The 16,858-nt window shown below is 72.5% G+C and carries 12 protein-coding genes; 5 read left to right on the forward strand and 7 right to left on the reverse strand.

Annotation, left to right across the window (positions count from 1 at the left end):
• Nucleotides 1-3: 3 nt before the first annotated feature.
• The 5 genes from ACWGIS_RS06655 (at nt 4) to ACWGIS_RS06675 (ending at nt 9,395) form a co-directional block, all read left to right on the forward strand.
• Nucleotides 4-1,509, forward strand: a complete 1,506-nt coding sequence (locus ACWGIS_RS06655) for a cytochrome ubiquinol oxidase subunit I (protein WP_453361301.1) — start codon at nt 4-6, stop codon at nt 1,507-1,509.
• A gap of 20 nt (nt 1,510-1,529) precedes the next feature.
• Nucleotides 1,530-2,534, forward strand: a complete 1,005-nt coding sequence (cydB, locus tag ACWGIS_RS06660) for a cytochrome d ubiquinol oxidase subunit II (protein ID WP_453361302.1) — start codon at nt 1,530-1,532, stop codon at nt 2,532-2,534.
• 101 nt (nt 2,535-2,635) lie between these two features.
• On the forward strand, nt 2,636-6,385 hold the full coding sequence (cydD, locus tag ACWGIS_RS06665; RefSeq protein WP_453361303.1) for a thiol reductant ABC exporter subunit CydD: 3,750 nt from the start codon (nt 2,636-2,638) through the stop codon (nt 6,383-6,385).
• A gap of 92 nt (nt 6,386-6,477) precedes the next feature.
• Nucleotides 6,478-8,196, forward strand: coding sequence for a GAF domain-containing sensor histidine kinase (locus ACWGIS_RS06670; RefSeq protein ID WP_453361304.1), 1,719 nt, complete (start codon nt 6,478-6,480; stop codon nt 8,194-8,196).
• A 152-nt stretch (nt 8,197-8,348) separates the two neighbouring features.
• Nucleotides 8,349-9,395, forward strand: coding sequence for a peptidoglycan DD-metalloendopeptidase family protein (locus tag ACWGIS_RS06675; protein WP_453361305.1), 1,047 nt, complete (start codon nt 8,349-8,351; stop codon nt 9,393-9,395).
• A gap of 38 nt (nt 9,396-9,433) precedes the next feature.
• Here the strand turns inward: ACWGIS_RS06675 and ACWGIS_RS06680 are convergent, their stop codons facing one another.
• From ACWGIS_RS06680 to ACWGIS_RS06710, 7 genes are all read right to left on the reverse strand, one after another.
• Nucleotides 9,434-10,321 (reverse strand): Cof-type HAD-IIB family hydrolase, encoded by an 888-nt coding sequence (locus tag ACWGIS_RS06680; RefSeq protein ID WP_453361306.1) that lies wholly within the window; start codon nt 10,319-10,321, stop codon nt 9,434-9,436.
• A 171-nt stretch (nt 10,322-10,492) separates the two neighbouring features.
• Nucleotides 10,493-11,404, reverse strand: a complete 912-nt coding sequence (locus ACWGIS_RS06685) for an LLM class flavin-dependent oxidoreductase (protein WP_453361307.1) — start codon at nt 11,402-11,404, stop codon at nt 10,493-10,495.
• A 63-nt stretch (nt 11,405-11,467) separates the two neighbouring features.
• Nucleotides 11,468-12,016 (reverse strand): RNA 2'-phosphotransferase, encoded by a 549-nt coding sequence (locus ACWGIS_RS06690; protein ID WP_453361431.1) that lies wholly within the window; start codon nt 12,014-12,016, stop codon nt 11,468-11,470.
• 134 nt (nt 12,017-12,150) lie between these two features.
• Nucleotides 12,151-13,095 (reverse strand): MerR family transcriptional regulator, encoded by a 945-nt coding sequence (locus ACWGIS_RS06695; protein ID WP_453361308.1) that lies wholly within the window; start codon nt 13,093-13,095, stop codon nt 12,151-12,153.
• Between the two features lie 186 nt (nt 13,096-13,281).
• A complete protein-coding gene (locus ACWGIS_RS06700; protein WP_453361309.1) occupies nt 13,282-14,211 on the reverse strand; it encodes a metal-dependent hydrolase in 930 nt (309 codons plus the stop codon).
• Entirely contained in the window at nt 14,208-15,971 is a 1,764-nt protein-coding gene (locus tag ACWGIS_RS06705; protein ID WP_453361310.1) for an SDR family oxidoreductase, read from the reverse strand. Before ACWGIS_RS06705 ends, ACWGIS_RS06700 begins: the two co-directional genes overlap by 4 nt.
• Before the next feature lie 26 nt (nt 15,972-15,997).
• A complete protein-coding gene (locus tag ACWGIS_RS06710) occupies nt 15,998-16,852 on the reverse strand; it encodes a M24 family metallopeptidase (protein ID WP_453361311.1) in 855 nt (284 codons plus the stop codon).
• Nucleotides 16,853-16,858 lie beyond the last annotated feature (6 nt).

Here is a 16,858-nt window from a genome sequence, read left to right on the forward strand (position 1 = left end):
GACGTGGAATTGGCTCTGGCGCCGGAGACACTGGCGCGATGGCAGTTCGGCATCACCACCGTCTACCACTTCCTCTTCGTCCCTCTGACGATCTCGCTCGCCGCGCTGACCGCCGGCCTGCAGACCGCCTGGGTGCGCACGGAGAACGAGAAGTACCTCAGGGCCACCAAGTTCTGGGGGAAGCTCTTCCTGATCAACATCGCGATGGGTGTCGTCACCGGGATCGTGCAGGAGTTCCAGTTCGGCATGAACTGGTCCGACTACTCGCGCTTCGTCGGTGACGTCTTCGGTGCGCCGCTGGCCTTCGAGGCCCTGATCGCCTTCTTCTTCGAGTCCACGTTCATCGGCCTGTGGATCTTCGGCTGGGACAAGCTGCCGAAGAAGATCCACCTCGCCTGCATATGGATGGTCTCCATCGGCACGCTGCTGTCGGCGTACTTCATCCTCGCGGCCAACTCGTGGATGCAGCACCCCGTCGGCTACCGGATGAACGAGGAGAAGGGCCGCGCCGAGCTCACCGACTTCTGGCGGGTCCTGACCCAGAACACCGCGCTCAACCAGGTCTTCCACAGCTTCTCGGCGGCCTTCCTGACGGGTGGCGCCTTCATGGTGGGCATCGCCGCCTTCCACCTCATGCGCAAGAAGCACATCCCGGTGATGCGCACCTCGCTGCGGCTCGGCCTGGTCACGCTCGCGGTCGGCGGGCTGCTCACCGCGATCAGCGGCGACACCCTCGGCAAGGTCATGTACGAGCAGCAGCCGATGAAGATGGCCGCAGCCGAGGCCTTGTGGGACGGCGAGAAGCCGGCGCCGTTCTCCGTGTTCGCCTACGGGGACGTCGACAAGGGGCACAACAAGGTCGCCCTGGAGATACCCGGACTGCTCTCGTTCCTCGCCCACAGCGACTTCGAGTCCTACGTGCCCGGTATCAACGACACCAACAAGGAACTGCGGGAGCAGTTCGGCCCGGGTGACTACAAGCCCATCGTGCCCGTCGCCTACTGGGGCTTCCGGTGGATGATCGGCTTCGGCATGGCGTCCTTCTCGCTCGGCCTGCTGGGACTGTGGCTCACACGCAAGAGGTTCATGCTGCCCGCCGCCCACCGGACCGGCGAGGACGAGGTGCCGCACCTGGTGCTGCTGAGGAAGCCGCTCGGATCGAGGTTCACCCGGCTGTACTGGCTGGCGGCGCTCTGGACCATGGCCTTCCCGCTGATCGCCAACTCGTGGGGCTGGATCTTCACCGAGATGGGACGCCAGCCCTGGGTCGTCTACGGCGTGATGCAGACCCGCGACGCCGTCTCCCCCGGTGTCTCGCAGGGTGAGGTCATCACCTCGATGATCGCCTTCACCGCGCTGTACGCGGTCCTCGCCGTCATCGAGGTCAGGCTGCTCGTGAAGTACGTCAAGGCCGGGCCGCCCGAGCTCACCGAGAACGACCTCAACCCGCCCACCAGGATCGGCGGCGACTCCCGTGACGCCGACAAGCCGATGGCCTTCTCCTACTAGGCCCAGGGAGCTGCTGAGTCATGGAACTTCACGACGTCTGGTTCGTCCTCATCGCCGTCCTGTGGACCGGCTACTTCTTCCTGGAGGGCTTCGACTTCGGGGTCGGTGTGCTCACCCGGCTGCTGGCCCGTGACCGTGCCGAGAAGCGGGTCCTGATCAACACGATCGGACCGGTCTGGGACGGCAACGAGGTGTGGCTGCTCACCGCCGGCGGTGCCACCTTCGCCGCCTTCCCGGAGTGGTACGCGACCCTTTTCTCCGGCTTCTACCTGCCGCTGCTGGTGATCCTGCTCTGCCTGATCGTGCGCGGCGTGGCCTTCGAGTACCGCGTCAAGCGGGCCGAGGAGAGCTGGCAGCGCAACTGGGAGACCGCGATCTTCTGGACCTCGCTGATCCCGGCGATCCTCTGGGGCGTGGCCTTCGGCAACATCGTGCGCGGGGTGAAGATCGACTCCGACATGGAGTACGTCGGCACCCTCTGGGACCTGCTCAACCCCTACTCCCTGCTGGGCGGCCTGGTCACGCTGACGCTGTTCACCTTCCACGGGACGGTGTTCGTCGGGCTCAAGACCGTCGGCGACATCCGCGAGCGGGCACGGAAGCTGGCGCTCCAGGTCGGCGCGGTGACCGCCGTGCTGGCGCTGCTCTTCCTCCTCTGGACGCAGGTGGAGAACGGGGACGGCAAGTCCCTGGTCGCCATGGTGGTGGCGGTGGGCGCACTGGTCGCGGCCCTGGGCGCGGTCAAGGTGGGGCGTGAGGGCTGGGGGTTCGCGCTCTCGGGGCTCACCATCGTGGCCTCCGTCGCCATGCTCTTCCTCACGCTCTTCCCGAACGTCATGCCGTCCTCGCTCGACGCCGACTGGAGCCTGACGGTCACCAACGCCTCGTCGAGTCCGTACACGCTGAAGATCATGACCTGGTGCGCGGGGATCGCGACGCCACTGGTCCTGCTCTACCAGTCCTGGACCTACTGGGTGTTTCGCAAGCGGATCGGTACGCAGCACATCGCGGACGTCGCTCACTGAGTCCGCGTACCGAGGGGCATGTTTCACGTGAAACATGCCGTCTGGACCGAAGGGTGCGTCTCCGCCCGGAACGCACCCGCTGAACCGAGGGTGTGTTTCACGTGAAACCGATCGACCCGCGCCTGATCCGGTACGCCCGCGCCACCCGCCTCTTCCTCGTGGCGGTCGTCGGCCTGGGAGCGGCCGGGGCGGCACTGGTCATCGCACAGGCCATGCTCATCGCCGAGATCGTGGTGGGCGCCTTCCAGCACGGCCGCTCGGCCGGTGAACTGGCCACGCCGCTGACCCTGCTGGCGGTCGTCGCGATCGGCCGCGCCCTCGTCTCGTGGCTCACGGAACTGGCAGCACACCGGGCGAGTGCGTCGGTGAAGTCGGAGTTGAGGGGCCGGCTGCTGGAGCGGGCCGCGCAGCTCGGACCCGGATGGCTCGGCGGGCAGCGCACGGGTTCTCTCGTCGCGCTCGCCACACGAGGAGTGGACGCCCTCGACGACTACTTCTCCCGCTACCTCCCTCAGTTGGGGCTCGCGGTGGTGGTGCCGGTGGCCGTGCTCGCGCGGATCGTCACGGAGGACTGGGTGTCGGCGGCGATCATCGTCGGCACGCTGCCGCTGATCCCGCTGTTCATGGTCCTGATCGGCTGGGTCACCCGGTCCCAGATGGACCGTCAGTGGCAGTTGCTGTCCCGGCTGTCGGGTCACTTCCTCGACGTGGTGGCGGGACTGCCGACCCTGAAGGTGTTCGGCCGGGCGAAGGCGCAGGCCGAGTCGATCCGGCGCATCACCGGTGAGTACCGGCAGGCGACCATGCGGACGCTGCGGATCGCCTTCCTGTCGTCCTTCGTGCTGGAACTCCTCGCCACGATCTCGGTCGCCCTCGTCGCGGTGACCATCGGCATGCGGCTCGTCCACGGCGAGATGGACCTGTACGTGGGACTGGTCATCCTGGTGCTCGCACCCGAGGCGTATCTGCCGCTGCGCCAGGTGGGCGCGCAGTACCACGCCGCCGCCGAAGGGCTGGCGGCGGCCGAGGAGATCTTCGCGGTGCTGGAGACCCCGGTGCCGGCGTCCGGTTCGCTCGTCGCCCCGGCGGGACGGATCAGCTTCGAGGACGTGTCCGTGCGATACCCCGGGCGGTCGGCCGACGCGGTGTCCCACGCGTCGTTCACGGTCGGCCAGGGCGAGACCGTGGCCCTCGTCGGGCCGAGCGGTGTGGGCAAGTCAACGCTCCTGAACGTGCTCCTCGGCTTCGTACGGCCGACGTCGGGCCGGGTGCAGGCCGGAGGCGTCGATCTCACGTCCGCCGACCTGGCGGAATGGCGCTCGCGGATCGCGTGGGTGCCGCAGCGGCCCCACCTGTTCGCCGGGTCCGTCGCCGAGAACGTCCGCCTGGCACGTCCCGACGCCGACGACGCGGCGGTCACGCGAGCCCTCGCCGACGCGGGCGCGCTGGCTTTCGTCCAGGCCCTGCCCGACGGGGTCGGCACGGTCCTCGGTGAGGACGGCGCCGGGCTCTCCGCGGGCCAGCGCCAGCGCCTCGCCCTCGCCCGGGCGTTCCTGGCGGACCGGCCGGTACTGCTCCTGGACGAGCCGACGGCCGCCCTGGACGGGGCGACGGAGGCCGAGGTGGTGGAGGCGGTGCGGCGGCTCGCCGTGGGACGGACGGTGCTGCTCGTCGTCCACCGGCCCGCGCTGCTGGGCGTGGCCGACCGGGTGGTGCGGCTGGAACCGGCGCCCCAGGCGTCCCCCGTCCCGGAGGCCGCCGGTTACGCCGTGTCCGGGCCCCTGACCTCCGTTCCGACCCCCGCTTCCGCCACTTCAGGGCCTCGGACTTCCGTTCCGGCGCCCGCTTCCCCCCCTTCCCGGCCCCGGACGACGGTCCCAGCCCTCGGCGTCGCTGTCGCCGGTCCCCGGACCACGGACTCGGGCTCCGAGGCCGTCGCCTCCGAACACCGGGCGTCGGCCATCGGCGCCCAACCCTCCGTCGCGGACGTCGACCGGACGGCCGTCGTGCCGGCGGCTGCCGAGACCGCTCCGGTGTCCGTCGACGCGGGCGGGGCAGCGGGCCCGGAGCGCCCCGATGCGCCAGGCCGTCACGAACGCGGCGGGGTGCTCGCCCGGGTGCGGGCCATGGCCGACGCCCGGCGCGGCCGGCTCGTCCTCGCCTTCCTGCTCGGCAGCCTCGCGCTCGGCAGCGCCGTCGGGCTCATGGCGACCTCGGGATGGCTCATCTCCAGGGCGTCGCAGCAGCCGCCCGTGCTGTACCTGATGATGGCCGTGACGGCCACGCGGACGTTCGGCATCGGGCGCGCGGTGTTCCGGTACTCGGAGCGACTCGTGTCCCATGAAGCGGTACTGCGCATGCTGGCCGACACCCGGGTCGCCGTGTTCCGGCGCCTGGAGAGGCTGGCTCCCGCCGGTCTGCGCGCCACCCGGCGCGGTGACCTGCTGTCCCGGCTCGTCGCCGACGTGGACGCCCTCCAGGACTACTGGCTGCGGTGGCTGCTTCCCGCCGGGGCCGCCCTGGTGGTGTCCGCCGCCTCCGTCGGTTTCACCGCCTGGCTGCTGCCCGAGGCCGGCGCGGTACTCGCCGTCGGCCTGCTCACGGCGGGTGTCGGGGTCCCCCTGCTGACCGGCACCGTGGCGCGGCGCGCGGAGCGCAGGCTGGCCCCCGCCCGCGGTGTGCTCGCGACCCGGGTGGCCGACCTGCTCACCGGGACCGCCGAGCTGACGGTCGCCGGTGCCCTTCCCTCGCGTACGGCCCAGGCGCGCGGCGCCGACACCGTTCTCACGCGCATCGCCTCCCGCGCGGCCACGGCGACCGCGCTCGGGGACGGTCTCACCGCCCTCGTGTCCGGCCTGACGGTGACGGCCGCCGCACTCGTCGGCGCCCAGGCCGTCGCCGACGGGCGCCTCGGCGGTGTGACGATGGCCGTCGTGGTCCTCACCCCGCTGGCCGCCTTCGAAGCCGTGCTGGGACTGCCGCTCGCCGTCCAGTACCGCCAGCGGGTCCGCAGGAGCGCGGAGCGCGTGTACGAGGTCCTGGACGCACCCGAGCCCGTACGGGAACCGGAGCTGCCGCGCTCCGCGCCCGCGTCGCCGTTCCCGCTGCGCGTGCGGGACCTCACGGCCCGTCACGCCGGCCGGGACCGGGACGCGCTCGCCGGGCTCGACCTCACTCTCGACCGGGGACGCAGGGTCGCCGTGGTCGGCACCTCCGGTGCCGGGAAGACGACGCTGGCGCAGGTGCTGCTGCGCTTCCTGGACCCGGCGTCGGGCACGTACACGCTCGGTGGTGTGGACGCCCGCGCGCTGGACGGGGACGACGTACGGCGGCTCGTCGGTCTGTGCGCCCAGGACGCGCACCTCTTCGACAGCTCCGTTCGCGAGAACCTGCTGCTGGCCCGGAAGGACGCCACCGAGGGCGAACTCCGGGACGCACTCGCCCGGGCTCGGCTCCTCGACTGGGCGGACGCCCTGCCCGACGGGCTCGACACGCTGATCGGGGAGCACGGGGCCCGGCTGTCCGGCGGGCAGCGGCAGCGGCTCGCGCTGGCACGGGCCCTGCTGGCCGACTTCCCCGTCCTCGTCCTCGACGAGCCCGCGGAGCACCTCGATCTCCCGACGGCGGACGCCCTCACCGCGGATCTGCTCGCCGCCACCGAGGGCCGTACGACCGTGCTGATCACGCACCGGCTGGCCGGGCTCGACGCGGTGGACGAGGTGATCGTGCTGGCGGAGGGGCGTGTGGTGCAGCGCGGACCGTACGCCGAGCTGGCCGCGGTGGACGGTCCCCTGCGGGAGATGCGGCGGCGGGAGTCCGAGAGCGAGGCGCTCGTGGGTGCCGCAGGCTGAGGGACGGTATCGGGCTGCGTTCGGCGGCCGGGGCCGGACCGCCCGGCACATCTCGACTTTCCCTTGCAAATCGGACTAACTACCCTCAAGGCATGTCAGCAGCCCGCACCTCGCCCGAACCGCGTTCCGGTCCGGGCGCGGTGCCCCGGACGTCCCGGAGCCTACGAGGTCTCTCCGCGGAGCTGACGGCGCGCGTACCGCAGCTCCTGAAGGCGATGCGGTCCGTCGGTTCCGGCCTCGAACTGCACTCCACGCTGGACCGGATCTGCGAGACCGCGGCCGAACTGACCGACGCGCGCTACGCGGCCATCGGGGTCGTCTCCGAGGACGGCGAGGGCCTCGCGGACTTCGTCCACCACGGGGTCGACGCGGAGGCCGCCCGCCGTATCGGCCGGCTGCCCGACGGGCACCGGGGGCTGCTCGGCGCGCTCATCCACGAACCGGAGGCCGTGCGCCTCGCCGAGCTGACCGGCGATCCGCGGTGCTGCGGGTTCCCGGAGCACCACCCCCCGATGCGCAGCTTTCTCGGCGTTCCCGTCCGGGTGCAGGGGGAGATCTTCGGCAATCTGTACGTGACCGAGAAGCACGGCGGGGGCCCGTTCGGCGAGGACGACCTCCACATGCTGCGGGTGCTGGCCACGGAGGCGGGCATCGCCGTCGGCAACGCCCGGCTGTACGAGGCCGCCCAGCAGCGCGAACGCTGGATCGACGGCTCGGTGGCGGTCACCACCGCGCTGCTCTCCGGCGACGGCACCGAGGCCTCGCTCCAGGTCGTCGCCGAACAGGCCCGGCGGCTCTCCGGCTCCGCTGCGGGGCTCGTGCTGCTGCCGGCGGACGAGGGCGGCCTGGAGATCGTCGCCGTCGCCTCGGACCGGCCCTCCGAGGCGCTCGGAGTCGTCGTCCCGCCGCAGAGCGAGATCGGCGCCGAAGTCCTGGCGGGCCGTCCCGTGTTCGTCGAGGACGCGGCCGCCGACCCGCGGATGCTCACCGACCTGGCCCGCGGGTACGGGCCGGTCATGATGCTGCCCCTGCAGAGCGGCGGCCGTGTCCTCGGCGCCCTGGTCACCCCGCGCGGACGGGGCGCCCGCCCGTTCACGGAGTCCGAGCGCACCCTGGCGGCGCAGTTCGCCTCGCAGGCGGCGCTCGCCCTGACGATGGCCGAGGCGCAGCGGGACAGGGAGCGGCTCGCGGTGTACGAGGACCGCGACCGGATCGCCCGCGACCTGCACGACCTCGTCATCCAGCGGCTGTTCGCCACCGGGATGATGCTGGAGAGCGCGCAGAGGCGTTCCGTCGTGCCCGAGGTGCGGCAGGGTGTCGGCAAGGCGGTCGACGAACTCGACGTCACCATCCAGGAGATCCGCACCGCCATCTTCGCGCTGCAAGGGGGGCCTGCCGAGGAGCCGTCCGGGCTGCGGACCCGGGTCCTGCGCGAGATCAACATGGCCGCCGTCCCCCTCGGCTTCAGGCCCGCGCACCACTTCGTGGGCCCGGTCGACACGGTGGTCGGCGAACTCACCGGCAAGAACCTCATCGCCGCCCTGCGCGAGACCCTCTCCAACGCCTTCCGGCACGCCGGTGCCTCCCGGATCGACGTCACCGTCGACGCGGCGGCCGTCCTGCCGGACGGCCGGCCGGGCGTACGGCTCACGGTCGCCGACGACGGCGTCGGCATCCCCGAGCGCGGCCGGCGCAGCGGACTGCTGAACCTCAAGCGCCGCGCCGAGTCGCTGGGCGGCGACAGCCGGTACGGACCCGGGATCGGCGCGAACGGCGGGGGCACGACGGTGGTGTGGGAGGCGCCCCACTGAGGTCCCGTAGCAGCTCCCGCCGCCGGCGGACGCGACACGCCCGAGCCAGGTCCCTGTTCGGCCGAACCGGATGGCCCGTCCGTGGCGTCCGGTCCCCCATGCGTACGACCTGAACAGGACCGCGGGCCCCGGTGCGGGACACGATCACTGGCATGCGCCCACCTCGCCGCCCCCTGCTGCTCGTGCCGGCCCTGCTGTGCGCGCTCGCCGTCCTCACCGCCGGGCCTGCGGCGTCCGACGGCGGCTCCGGTGAGGAGCTGGAGGTGAGCGCCCAGGTGGCGCGCCTGTACGAGGACGCCTCCGTCGCGACGCGGCGCTACGAGCTGGGCCGGCGCGAGGCCGACGAGCTGCGGGCCAGGGCGCGGCGGGCCGACGGGCTCCTCGAACGCGAGCGGCGGGGGATCGCGGCGCTGCACGGGGACCTCGGCAGGATCGCGCGGGCCCAGTACCGTCAGGGCGGCGGACTCCCGTACACGGCGCAACTGCTGCTCGCGGACAGCCCCGAGGAGCTGATGCGGGGCCAGCGGGCGGTGTGGCAGGCGGACCTCGCCGTCAACAACGCGGTGTCCAAGAGCCGGCGGGCGGAGACGAGGCTCGCCGCGGACGAGGCGAAGGCCGCGTCGGAGTGGCAGGCCCTGGAGAAGTTCACCGGGCAGCTGGCCGAGGTGAAGCGGACCGTCCAGGCGAAGCTGGAGGCGGCGCGCTCGACGCTGCAGGGGCAGGCGGACGCCTCGGTCGCGGCGGGCTCCTGCCGCGGTGCCGTCCGGCTCGACCAGCCGGACACCGGCGCACAACCCCCGTGGCTCACCCCGGTGGAGACGTACGACCTGTCCGCGGCCTTCGGCAGCGGGGGCGAGCGCTGGGCGGCCCGGCACACCGGGCAGGACTTCGCGGTGCCCATCGGCACGCCGGTGCGGGCGGTGGGCGCGGGGCGGGTCGAGCGGGTGGCGTGCGGCGGCCCCTTCGGCATCGAGGTCGTGGTCGAGCACCCGGGCGGCTACTACACCCAGTACGCGCACCTCGCGGCCGTCACCGTCGACCAGGGGGAGCGGGTCGCGGCGGGGCAGTGGGTCGGGCAGTCCGGCACGTCCGGCAACTCGACCGGGCCGCATGTGCACTTCGAGGTGCGGATCACGCCGGACATGGGGTCGGCCGTCGACCCCGTGCCGTGGCTGGCCGGGCACGGGGTGGAACTGTAGGCCCGCGGGACCGTGACGGCCGCCGCGGGCCGAAAACCCTAGAGCCGGCCCGCGAGAATGCGCTCGATCACGACCGCGACGCCGTCCTCGTTGTTGGCGACCGTCTGTCCGGAGGCGGCGGCGATCGCGGCGGGGTGCGCGTTGCCCATCGCGTACGAGCGGCCCGCCCAGGTCAGCATCTCCACGTCGTTCGGCATGTCACCGAAGGCGACGACCTCCTCGTGGGAGATACCGCGCTCGGCACAGCACAGCGCGAGCGTGCTCGCCTTGGAGACACCCGGTCCGCTGATCTCCAGCAGGGCGCTCGGGCTGGAGCGGGTGACGTTGGCGCGGTCACCGATGGCCAGGCGGGCGAGGGTGAGGAAGTCGTCCGGAGCGATCTCCGGGTGGTAGGCGAGCACCTTGAGCACCGGCTGGTCGGCGTCGAGGGCGTCCGGTGCGAGGAGCTTCTCGGCGGGGGCGACGGTCTCCGGGGGCTCCATGTGCAGCGAGGGGTACGCCGGTTCCAGGTGGAGGCCGTAGGTGCGCTCGACGGCGCACGCGGTACCCGGGGCCGCGGAGCGCAGCAGCTCGACGACGTCGAGCGCGGTGCGGGGTTCGAGCTCGCGGACCTTGACGAAGCGGTGGGTGCCGGGGCCGCCGTGCAGGTCGACCACGGCGGCGCCGTTGCCGCAGATCGCCAGGCCGTGGCCGTGGACGTGGTCGCTGACGACGTCCATCCAGCGCGCGGGGCGCCCGGTGACGAAGAAGACCTCGATGCCGGCCTGCTCGGCGGCGGCGAGGGCGGCGATCGTGCGCTCGGACACCGACTTGTCGTCGCGCAGCAGGGTGCCGTCGAGGTCCGTGGCGATCAGCCGGGTGGGAACGGTGGAGGCCGGGGTCTCGGGCCGTCGAGTCGCTGAGGTCACCCCGTCATTCTCCCGCATATGCCTGCACGCTCGTGCGGGGGTCCGCACAGGTGAGTGGTTACCGTCCCCATCAGGGCCGTCACCTTCCGCTGTCGGCGGGCGGGTACCGCGGGTCCCCGCGCGCTCCGCCCCCGCCGGAGAGGACGGCACCAGCACCACCGGCGGGCCACCGTCCCGGCGCCCGGCGGGTCAGCCGAGCTGCGCGGCCGCCTCGACGGCGATCTGCTCGAAGACCTTCTCGTCGGCCGCGAAATCCGAGTCGGGGATGGGCCAGTGGATCGCGATGTCGGTGAATCCCAGCTCCATGTGCCGGCCCGCGAAGTCGACGAACGCGTCGAGGGACTCCAGCGGCCGGCCCCGGTCCGGCGTGAAACCGGTCAGCAGCAGCTTGTCGAGTCCGGTCACGTCACGGCCGGCCTCCGCGCAGGCGCTGCCCAGCTTCTCGATCTGCCCGCGAATGGCTTGAATCGACTGTTCGGAGGTGCCTGTCTCGTACAGCTTCGGGTCGCCCGTCGTCACCCACGCCTGTCCGTACCGGGCGGCGAGCTTCAGCCCGCGCGGTCCGGTCGCGGCCACCGCGAAGGGCAGCCGGGGGCGCTGGACGCAGCCCGGGATGTTCCGGGCCTCGTGGGCCGAGTAGAAGGTGCCGTCGTACGTGACGCCGTCGGTGCCGTCCTCGGTGAGCAGCCGGTCGAGCAGCGGCACGAACTCGCCGAAGCGGTCGGCGCGTTCGCGCGGGTTCCAGGGCTCCTGACCCAGCGCGGTGGCGTCGAAGCCGGTGCCGCCCGCGCCGACGCCGAGCGTGATGCGCCCGTTCGAGATGTCGTCGAGGGAGATCAGTTCCTTGGCCAGGGTGACCGGGTGCCGGAAGTTCGGCGAGGTCACCAGCGTGCCGAGGCGCAGGCGGTCGGTGACGGCGGCCGCGGCGGTCAGGGTCGGTACGGCGCCGAACCACGGACCGTCCCGGAAGGTCCGCCAGGACAGGTGGTCGTACGTGAAGGCGGTGTGGAAGCCGAGCTGCTCCGCGCGCTGCCAGGCCGCGCGGCCGCCCTCGTGCCAGCGGAGGTACGGCAGGATCACGGTGCTCAGACGCAGACTCATGCGTCGAGCCTAAGCGGAGCCGGGCGGTGCCGGCGTCCGCCGGCCGGCCTCGCGCCGGTCCGGTCAGTGCGGTGCGGGAAAGCGCAGGTAGCGCGGGGGCACGGCGGTGGTGAGCCAGACCCCGTTCTCGCTGACGTGGAAGACGTGACCGTCGCGGTGCATGGCGGCGGCGTCGACGGAGAGGACGACCGGCCGGCCCCGGCGGGCGCCGACGCGGGTGGCGGTCTCGCGGTCCGCGGAGAGGTGCACGTCGTGGCGGTTCATGGGCCGCAGGCCCTCGGCGCGGATCGCGTCCAGGCTGCGGGTCACGGTCCCGTGGTAGAGGTACGCGGGCGGAGTCGCCGTGGGCAGCCCGAGGTCGACCTCGACCGAGTGGCCCTGGCTGGCGCGGATCCGGGTGCCCTCGACGGCGAAGCGCCGCTTGTCGTTCGTGGCGACCACGTGGTCGAGTTCGGCGCGGCTGAAGGGGAAGCCGTGTGCGGCGGCGGCGGCGATCAGTGCCTCGATCTCGACCCAGCCGCCCTCCCCGAGCGTGAGCCCGATCCGCTCCGGCTGGTGCCGCAGGTGTTTCGAGAGGTACTTCGACACCTTCACGGTGCGTCTGTCGTCGATCGGTTCGTTCATCCCGCCAGAGTGCCGGGAGAGACGCGCGTCACGCGATTGATTTTGGCGGGTAGGTTTGATCCACAAGCAAGTACGTTTATCCACAGGGGAATTGGCGATTCTGTGGACAACAGCGGTGTTATTTACGGCTGTTCAGCAACGCCCTTCTCCGGCAACGGGCTTGCGGCGAGGGCGTCCAAGGTCCTGCTCTGCACCTCGCGTTCGGCCGCCGCGGTGATGAAGGCGGCCGCGTTGCCCGCGCCAACCAGGCTTTCCACCGCGCGCATTGTGTCGGCGGGTATCGCCACGTCACGTGTCTCGGTGCGATGGTCGGGAGGCGATCCGGTCCCGAGGTGCCGGTGCAGATGGCGGGTGGCGAACAGGCGCATGGCCCGGGCCAGTTCGGCGTCCACGGACTGCTGGGCGAGCGGTCGCAGCCGACGTACGAGGGAGGCCGCCTCGGTCGCTTCGGCGTCGGTCGGCGGGTGCTCGCCCAGATAGCGCGCGAAGACGTGCTCGGTGGTGAACTCCAGGAAACGGGAGGCGATGTGCTCGACCTGGCCCCGCAACTCCCGTAGGTGGGAGGCAATTGCGGAGAGGGGTACGCCCGCCGCGTACAACTCGACTGCTACAGAAAGTTCTTGGGGGCTGGGTACGAGGTACGTCTCGTTCTCGCCCGGGACGCGCTCCAGCACTCCCAGCTCGACCGCGTCGGCGACGGCCGCGTCGTCCGGGTGCCCGCCGAACCGCTCGTCCAGCTCGGCCCGGGAGATCCGCACCGCCTCCTCGTCCGTCCACGGTCCGTCGACCTCCGCGACGAGTCCGAGCACCCCGCCGAGCCCCCGGCCCGCGTCCCAGGCCTCCAGGAGTTCCTTGATGGAGGCCAGCGTGTAGCCGCGGTCCAGCAGGTCGGCTATCTGCCGGAGCCGGGCCAGGTGCGCGTCCGAGTAGACGTTCGCCCGGCCCCGCCGCTCGGGGCGGGGAAGCAGTCCCCGGTCCTGGTAGGCGCGGATCGTGCGGACCGTGGCCCCGCTGAGGTGCGCCAGGTCCTCGATCCGGTAGGCGCCGCCGGCCGGCTCGCCGTTCACGCTCACGCTTCCTGCCTTTCCGTGCGACCGCCGCTCCGTGCCACGGCCGTCGGTGTCCGCCGGGTGCCGCCGCTCGTGAAAGGGCCCTGGGTACTGCCCCGTTGTGCCCCGCGACCACGCCTGTCCGTACCGCTCCCGGTGCCGCCCCCGCGACCGCGCCACCGGGTGCGGCACGGGCCGCCGCCGCTACGCGAGGGCCGCCCGCCCGATCGCCCCCGCCGCCGAGCGGGCCGCGGGGGAGCGCGCCAGGTACTCCACCGCGGCACGCAGCGAGCCCTCCCCCGAGGGATGGTACGACCGGCGCAGATACCGGGGCACGGCGGCGCCGAGCTCCCGCCAGGTGGGGAGCAGCCCCTTGCGCACGGCCCTGTTGTGGGCGGCGAGCGAATAGCGGAGCCGGCCGGCCGGCCGGGGGTCGTCACGGATGAGGCAGGCGGTGCCCCACGCCCACAGGCACAGCATCGTCGGAGCCGTGACGGCCATGCCGGCGACCCGGCGCGCGTACCGGGGCAGGCCCCGGCCGCCGCAGTGCTGGTACACGTCGAAGGCGACCGCGCGGTGCTCGACCTCCTCCGCTCCGTGCCAGCGCAGCAGGTCGAGCATGACCTCGTCGGCACCGGCGCGGTCGAGTCCGTCGGCGGCCAGCACCCAGTCGCCGAGGACCGCGGTGAACTGCTCGATGGCGGCGATCACCGAGAGCCGGAAGCGCAGCCACTCCGCAGCGGGCACCGGCGCCCCTAGGGGCGGGCGCTCGCCGAGCAGCCGCTCGAAGAGGAAGTCGACGTGCCGCGTGAAGGCGCTGGTGTCGAGGTCCTGGGCGGCCAGATGGTCCAGCACGTACGCGTGCTGCACGCTGTGGGTCGCCTCCTGGCCCATGAACCCCTTGACGTCCTTCAGGAGCCCGGGATCACCGACCAGGGGGAGGGCCTCCTTGAAGACCCGCACGAACCACCGCTCCCCCGCCGGCAGCAGGAGGTGCAGCACGTTGATGACATGGGTCGCCGTGGGCTCGCCCGGGATCCAGTGCAGCGGGGTCCGCTCCCAGTCGAAGGAGACCCGGCGCGGGGCGATCGCGCACGGCCCGTCGCCCGTGCCGTCGGTCCCGGAGGCGCTCACAGCGGTGGCTCCAGCCGGGCGATCGCGCGCAGCGCCCGCGGAGCGAAACGCGACATCAGGTGGGCGCCGCGCGCCTCGGGCGTGACCGGCACGACCGCCTCGTCGCGCACGACCGCCCGCAGGATCGCGTCGGCGACCTTCTCCGGCGGGTAGTTGCGCAGCCCGTACAGCCGTGCCGTCCTCTTCTGGCGGCGCTTCTCCTCGGTGGCGTCGACCCCGGCGAAGCGGGCCGTGGAGGTGATGTTCGTGTTGACGAAGCCCGGGCAGACGGCGGAGACGCCGATGCCCTGGCCCGCGAGCTCCGCGCGCAGGCACTCGCTGAGCATCAGCACCGCCGCCTTTGAGGTGCTGTAGGCGGGCAGCGCCTTCGAGGGCTGGTACGCCGCCGCCGACGCGATGTTGACGATGTGGCCGCCCTGCCCGCGCTCGGCCATCTGCTTCCCGAAGAGCCGGCAGCCGTGGATCACGCCCCACAGATTGACGTCGAGGACCTTCCTCCAGTCCTCGGCGGTCGTGTCGAAGAAGGAGCCGGAGAGCCCGATGCCCGCGTTGTTCACCAGGACGTCGACCACGCCGTACTCGGTGGCGACCTTCTCGGCGAGCTTCTCCATGGCCTGCTCGTCCGAGACGTCGACCGTCTCGGCCCAGGAGGCGGGGGAGCCGATCAGCCGGGCCATCTCCGCCGTGCGGGCCGCCGCCTCGGCGTCCCGGTCGACGGCCACCAGACGGGCGCCGGCCTCGGCGAACGCGTACGCGGTGGCCCGGCCGATGCCGCTGCCCGCGCCCGTGACGAGCACGAGCTGTCCGCCGAACCGGTGCGCGTACCGGCCGGTGGCCGCCTTGTCGTGCGCGGGGACGCCGTCCTCGTTGGCCTGGACGAAGTCCGTGATCCAGGAGGCCAGCTGGTCCGGACGGGTGCGCGGAACCCAGTGCTTGGCCGGGAGGGTGCGGCGCACCAGCTGGGGTGCCCACCGCTCCAGCCCGTCGTAGAGCCGCTCGGAGAGGAACGCGTCCCCCAGGGGCGTGATGAGCTGCACGGGCACGTGCGCGTAGGCGTCCTCGCGCGGCCGGCTGAGCCGTGCCCGGACGTTGTCCCGGTACAGCCAGGCTCCGTGGGCGGCGTCCGTGGGCAGCGACGCGGTCGGGTAGCCGTCGGCGGGCACCTTCTCCACGCGCTGAAGGATCTTCGGCCACCGCTTGCCCAGGGGGCCGCGCCAGGCCAGCTCGGGCAGGACCGGCGTGTGCAGCAGGTACACGTACCAGGACTTGGCGCCCTGGCCGAGGAGCTGGCCGACCCTGCGGGGGGTCGGCCGTTTCGTGCGCTGCTTGATCCAGTGCCCGAAGTGGTCGAGCGAGGGCCCCGACATCGAGGTGAAGGACGCGATCCTGCCTTCGGTGCGCGCGACCGTGACGAACTCCCAGGACTGCACCGAACCCCAGTCGTGGCCCACCAGGTGCACCGGCCCGTCCGGGCTCACCGCGTCCACGACGGCCAGGAAGTCGTCCGTCAGCTTCTCCAGCGTGAAGCCGCCGCGCAGGGGTCGCGGCGCCGTCGACGCGCCGTGCCCGCGCACGTCGTAGAGCACCACGTGGAAACGGTCCGCGAGGCGGGCCGCGACCTCGGACCACACCTCCTTGGAGTCGGGATAGCCGTGCACCAGCACGACCGTCGGCCGGGTCTCGTCACCCAGCTCGGCGACGCACAGCTCGACCCCGCCCGTCCGCACCCGGCGCACACGCGCGCCGTCCAGCCCCGTCATCGAAAGCCCCCTGTCCGGCGCGCTCATCACACGCCCTCCGCCCAGCGCCGCACGTGCGGCAGGTCGTCGTCCAGCCAGAACGCGCCCTGCTCGGGGTCCCGGGAGTCGGTGACCACCAGGATCTCCTCGAACTTGGCGCCCGTGCCCCGGAAGCCGAGGTGCGGCTCGACCGCCCACAGCCCGGGCCGCGGCGGGTGGTCGGAGAAGCGGTACGGCGACCACAGCGGTGACCAGCCGTCGCGGTGGCCGCGCAGCGCGTCGCCCGCCAGCCCCTTCAGGGACTGCGTCCCGAACCCGAACAGATGCGGTGACCAGCGGCGTTCCCGCACCCGGTCCACCTTGTGGGCGATCACGCCGAAGGGGTAGGCGCGGTGCCGGTTGGCATAGCCCTGGCGGACCATGAGCCGGTCCACGTCCTCGTAGATCTCGCGCAGCGGGCGGCGCTCGCGCACCTCGCGCAGGATCAGCTCGCGGTGCGCCCGGAGGTCGGCGAGCAGCTTGTCCTGCACCGGGTTCAGCCCGAGGGAGCCCGAGTAGCCGATGTCCGCCGTGCAGCCCTTGAACACCGGGGCCATGTCCAGGATGAACGGCATGCCCGCTTCGAGCCGGCGGCCGGTCGGGAAGAACTGGAGCGGGACCCGGAAGCCGACGAACGCCGTGCGGTCGCCGAACCAGGCGAAGGGGAGGTGGAACCAGTCCCGCACCCCCCGCTCGCGCAGCCACTCGCGCTGCATGCGCGCCGCCTCGCGCTCGGTCACGCCGGGCTTCAGCTGCGCCGCGACCGCCTCGGCGCACGCGTACGCCAGACGCTGCACCTCTCTGAACCCCCGCAGTTCCGCGGAGAGTTCGGCCGCCCCCGATGAGGCCACTGCAGAGCTCATGCCACC

Source organism: Streptomyces sp. NPDC054842 (assembly GCF_053611025.1).

Excerpts from the sequence above, each read along its gene's own strand:
- ACWGIS_RS06675 (WP_453361305.1), top strand. The coding sequence starts at position 8,349 with ATGCGCCCACCTCGCCGCCCCCTGCTGCTCGTGCCGGCCCTGCTGTGC.
- ACWGIS_RS06670 (WP_453361304.1), top strand. The coding sequence starts at position 6,478 with ATGTCAGCAGCCCGCACCTCGCCCGAACCGCGTTCCGGTCCGGGCGCG.
- ACWGIS_RS06705 (WP_453361310.1), bottom strand. The coding sequence starts at position 15,971 with ATGACGGGGCTGGACGGCGCGCGTGTGCGCCGGGTGCGGACGGGCGGG.
- ACWGIS_RS06710 (WP_453361311.1), bottom strand. The coding sequence starts at position 16,852 with ATGAGCTCTGCAGTGGCCTCATCGGGGGCGGCCGAACTCTCCGCGGAA.
- ACWGIS_RS06680 (WP_453361306.1), bottom strand. The coding sequence starts at position 10,321 with ATGCGGGAGAATGACGGGGTGACCTCAGCGACTCGACGGCCCGAGACC.
- ACWGIS_RS06685 (WP_453361307.1), bottom strand. The coding sequence starts at position 11,404 with ATGAGTCTGCGTCTGAGCACCGTGATCCTGCCGTACCTCCGCTGGCAC.
- cydB (WP_453361302.1), top strand. The coding sequence starts at position 1,530 with ATGGAACTTCACGACGTCTGGTTCGTCCTCATCGCCGTCCTGTGGACC.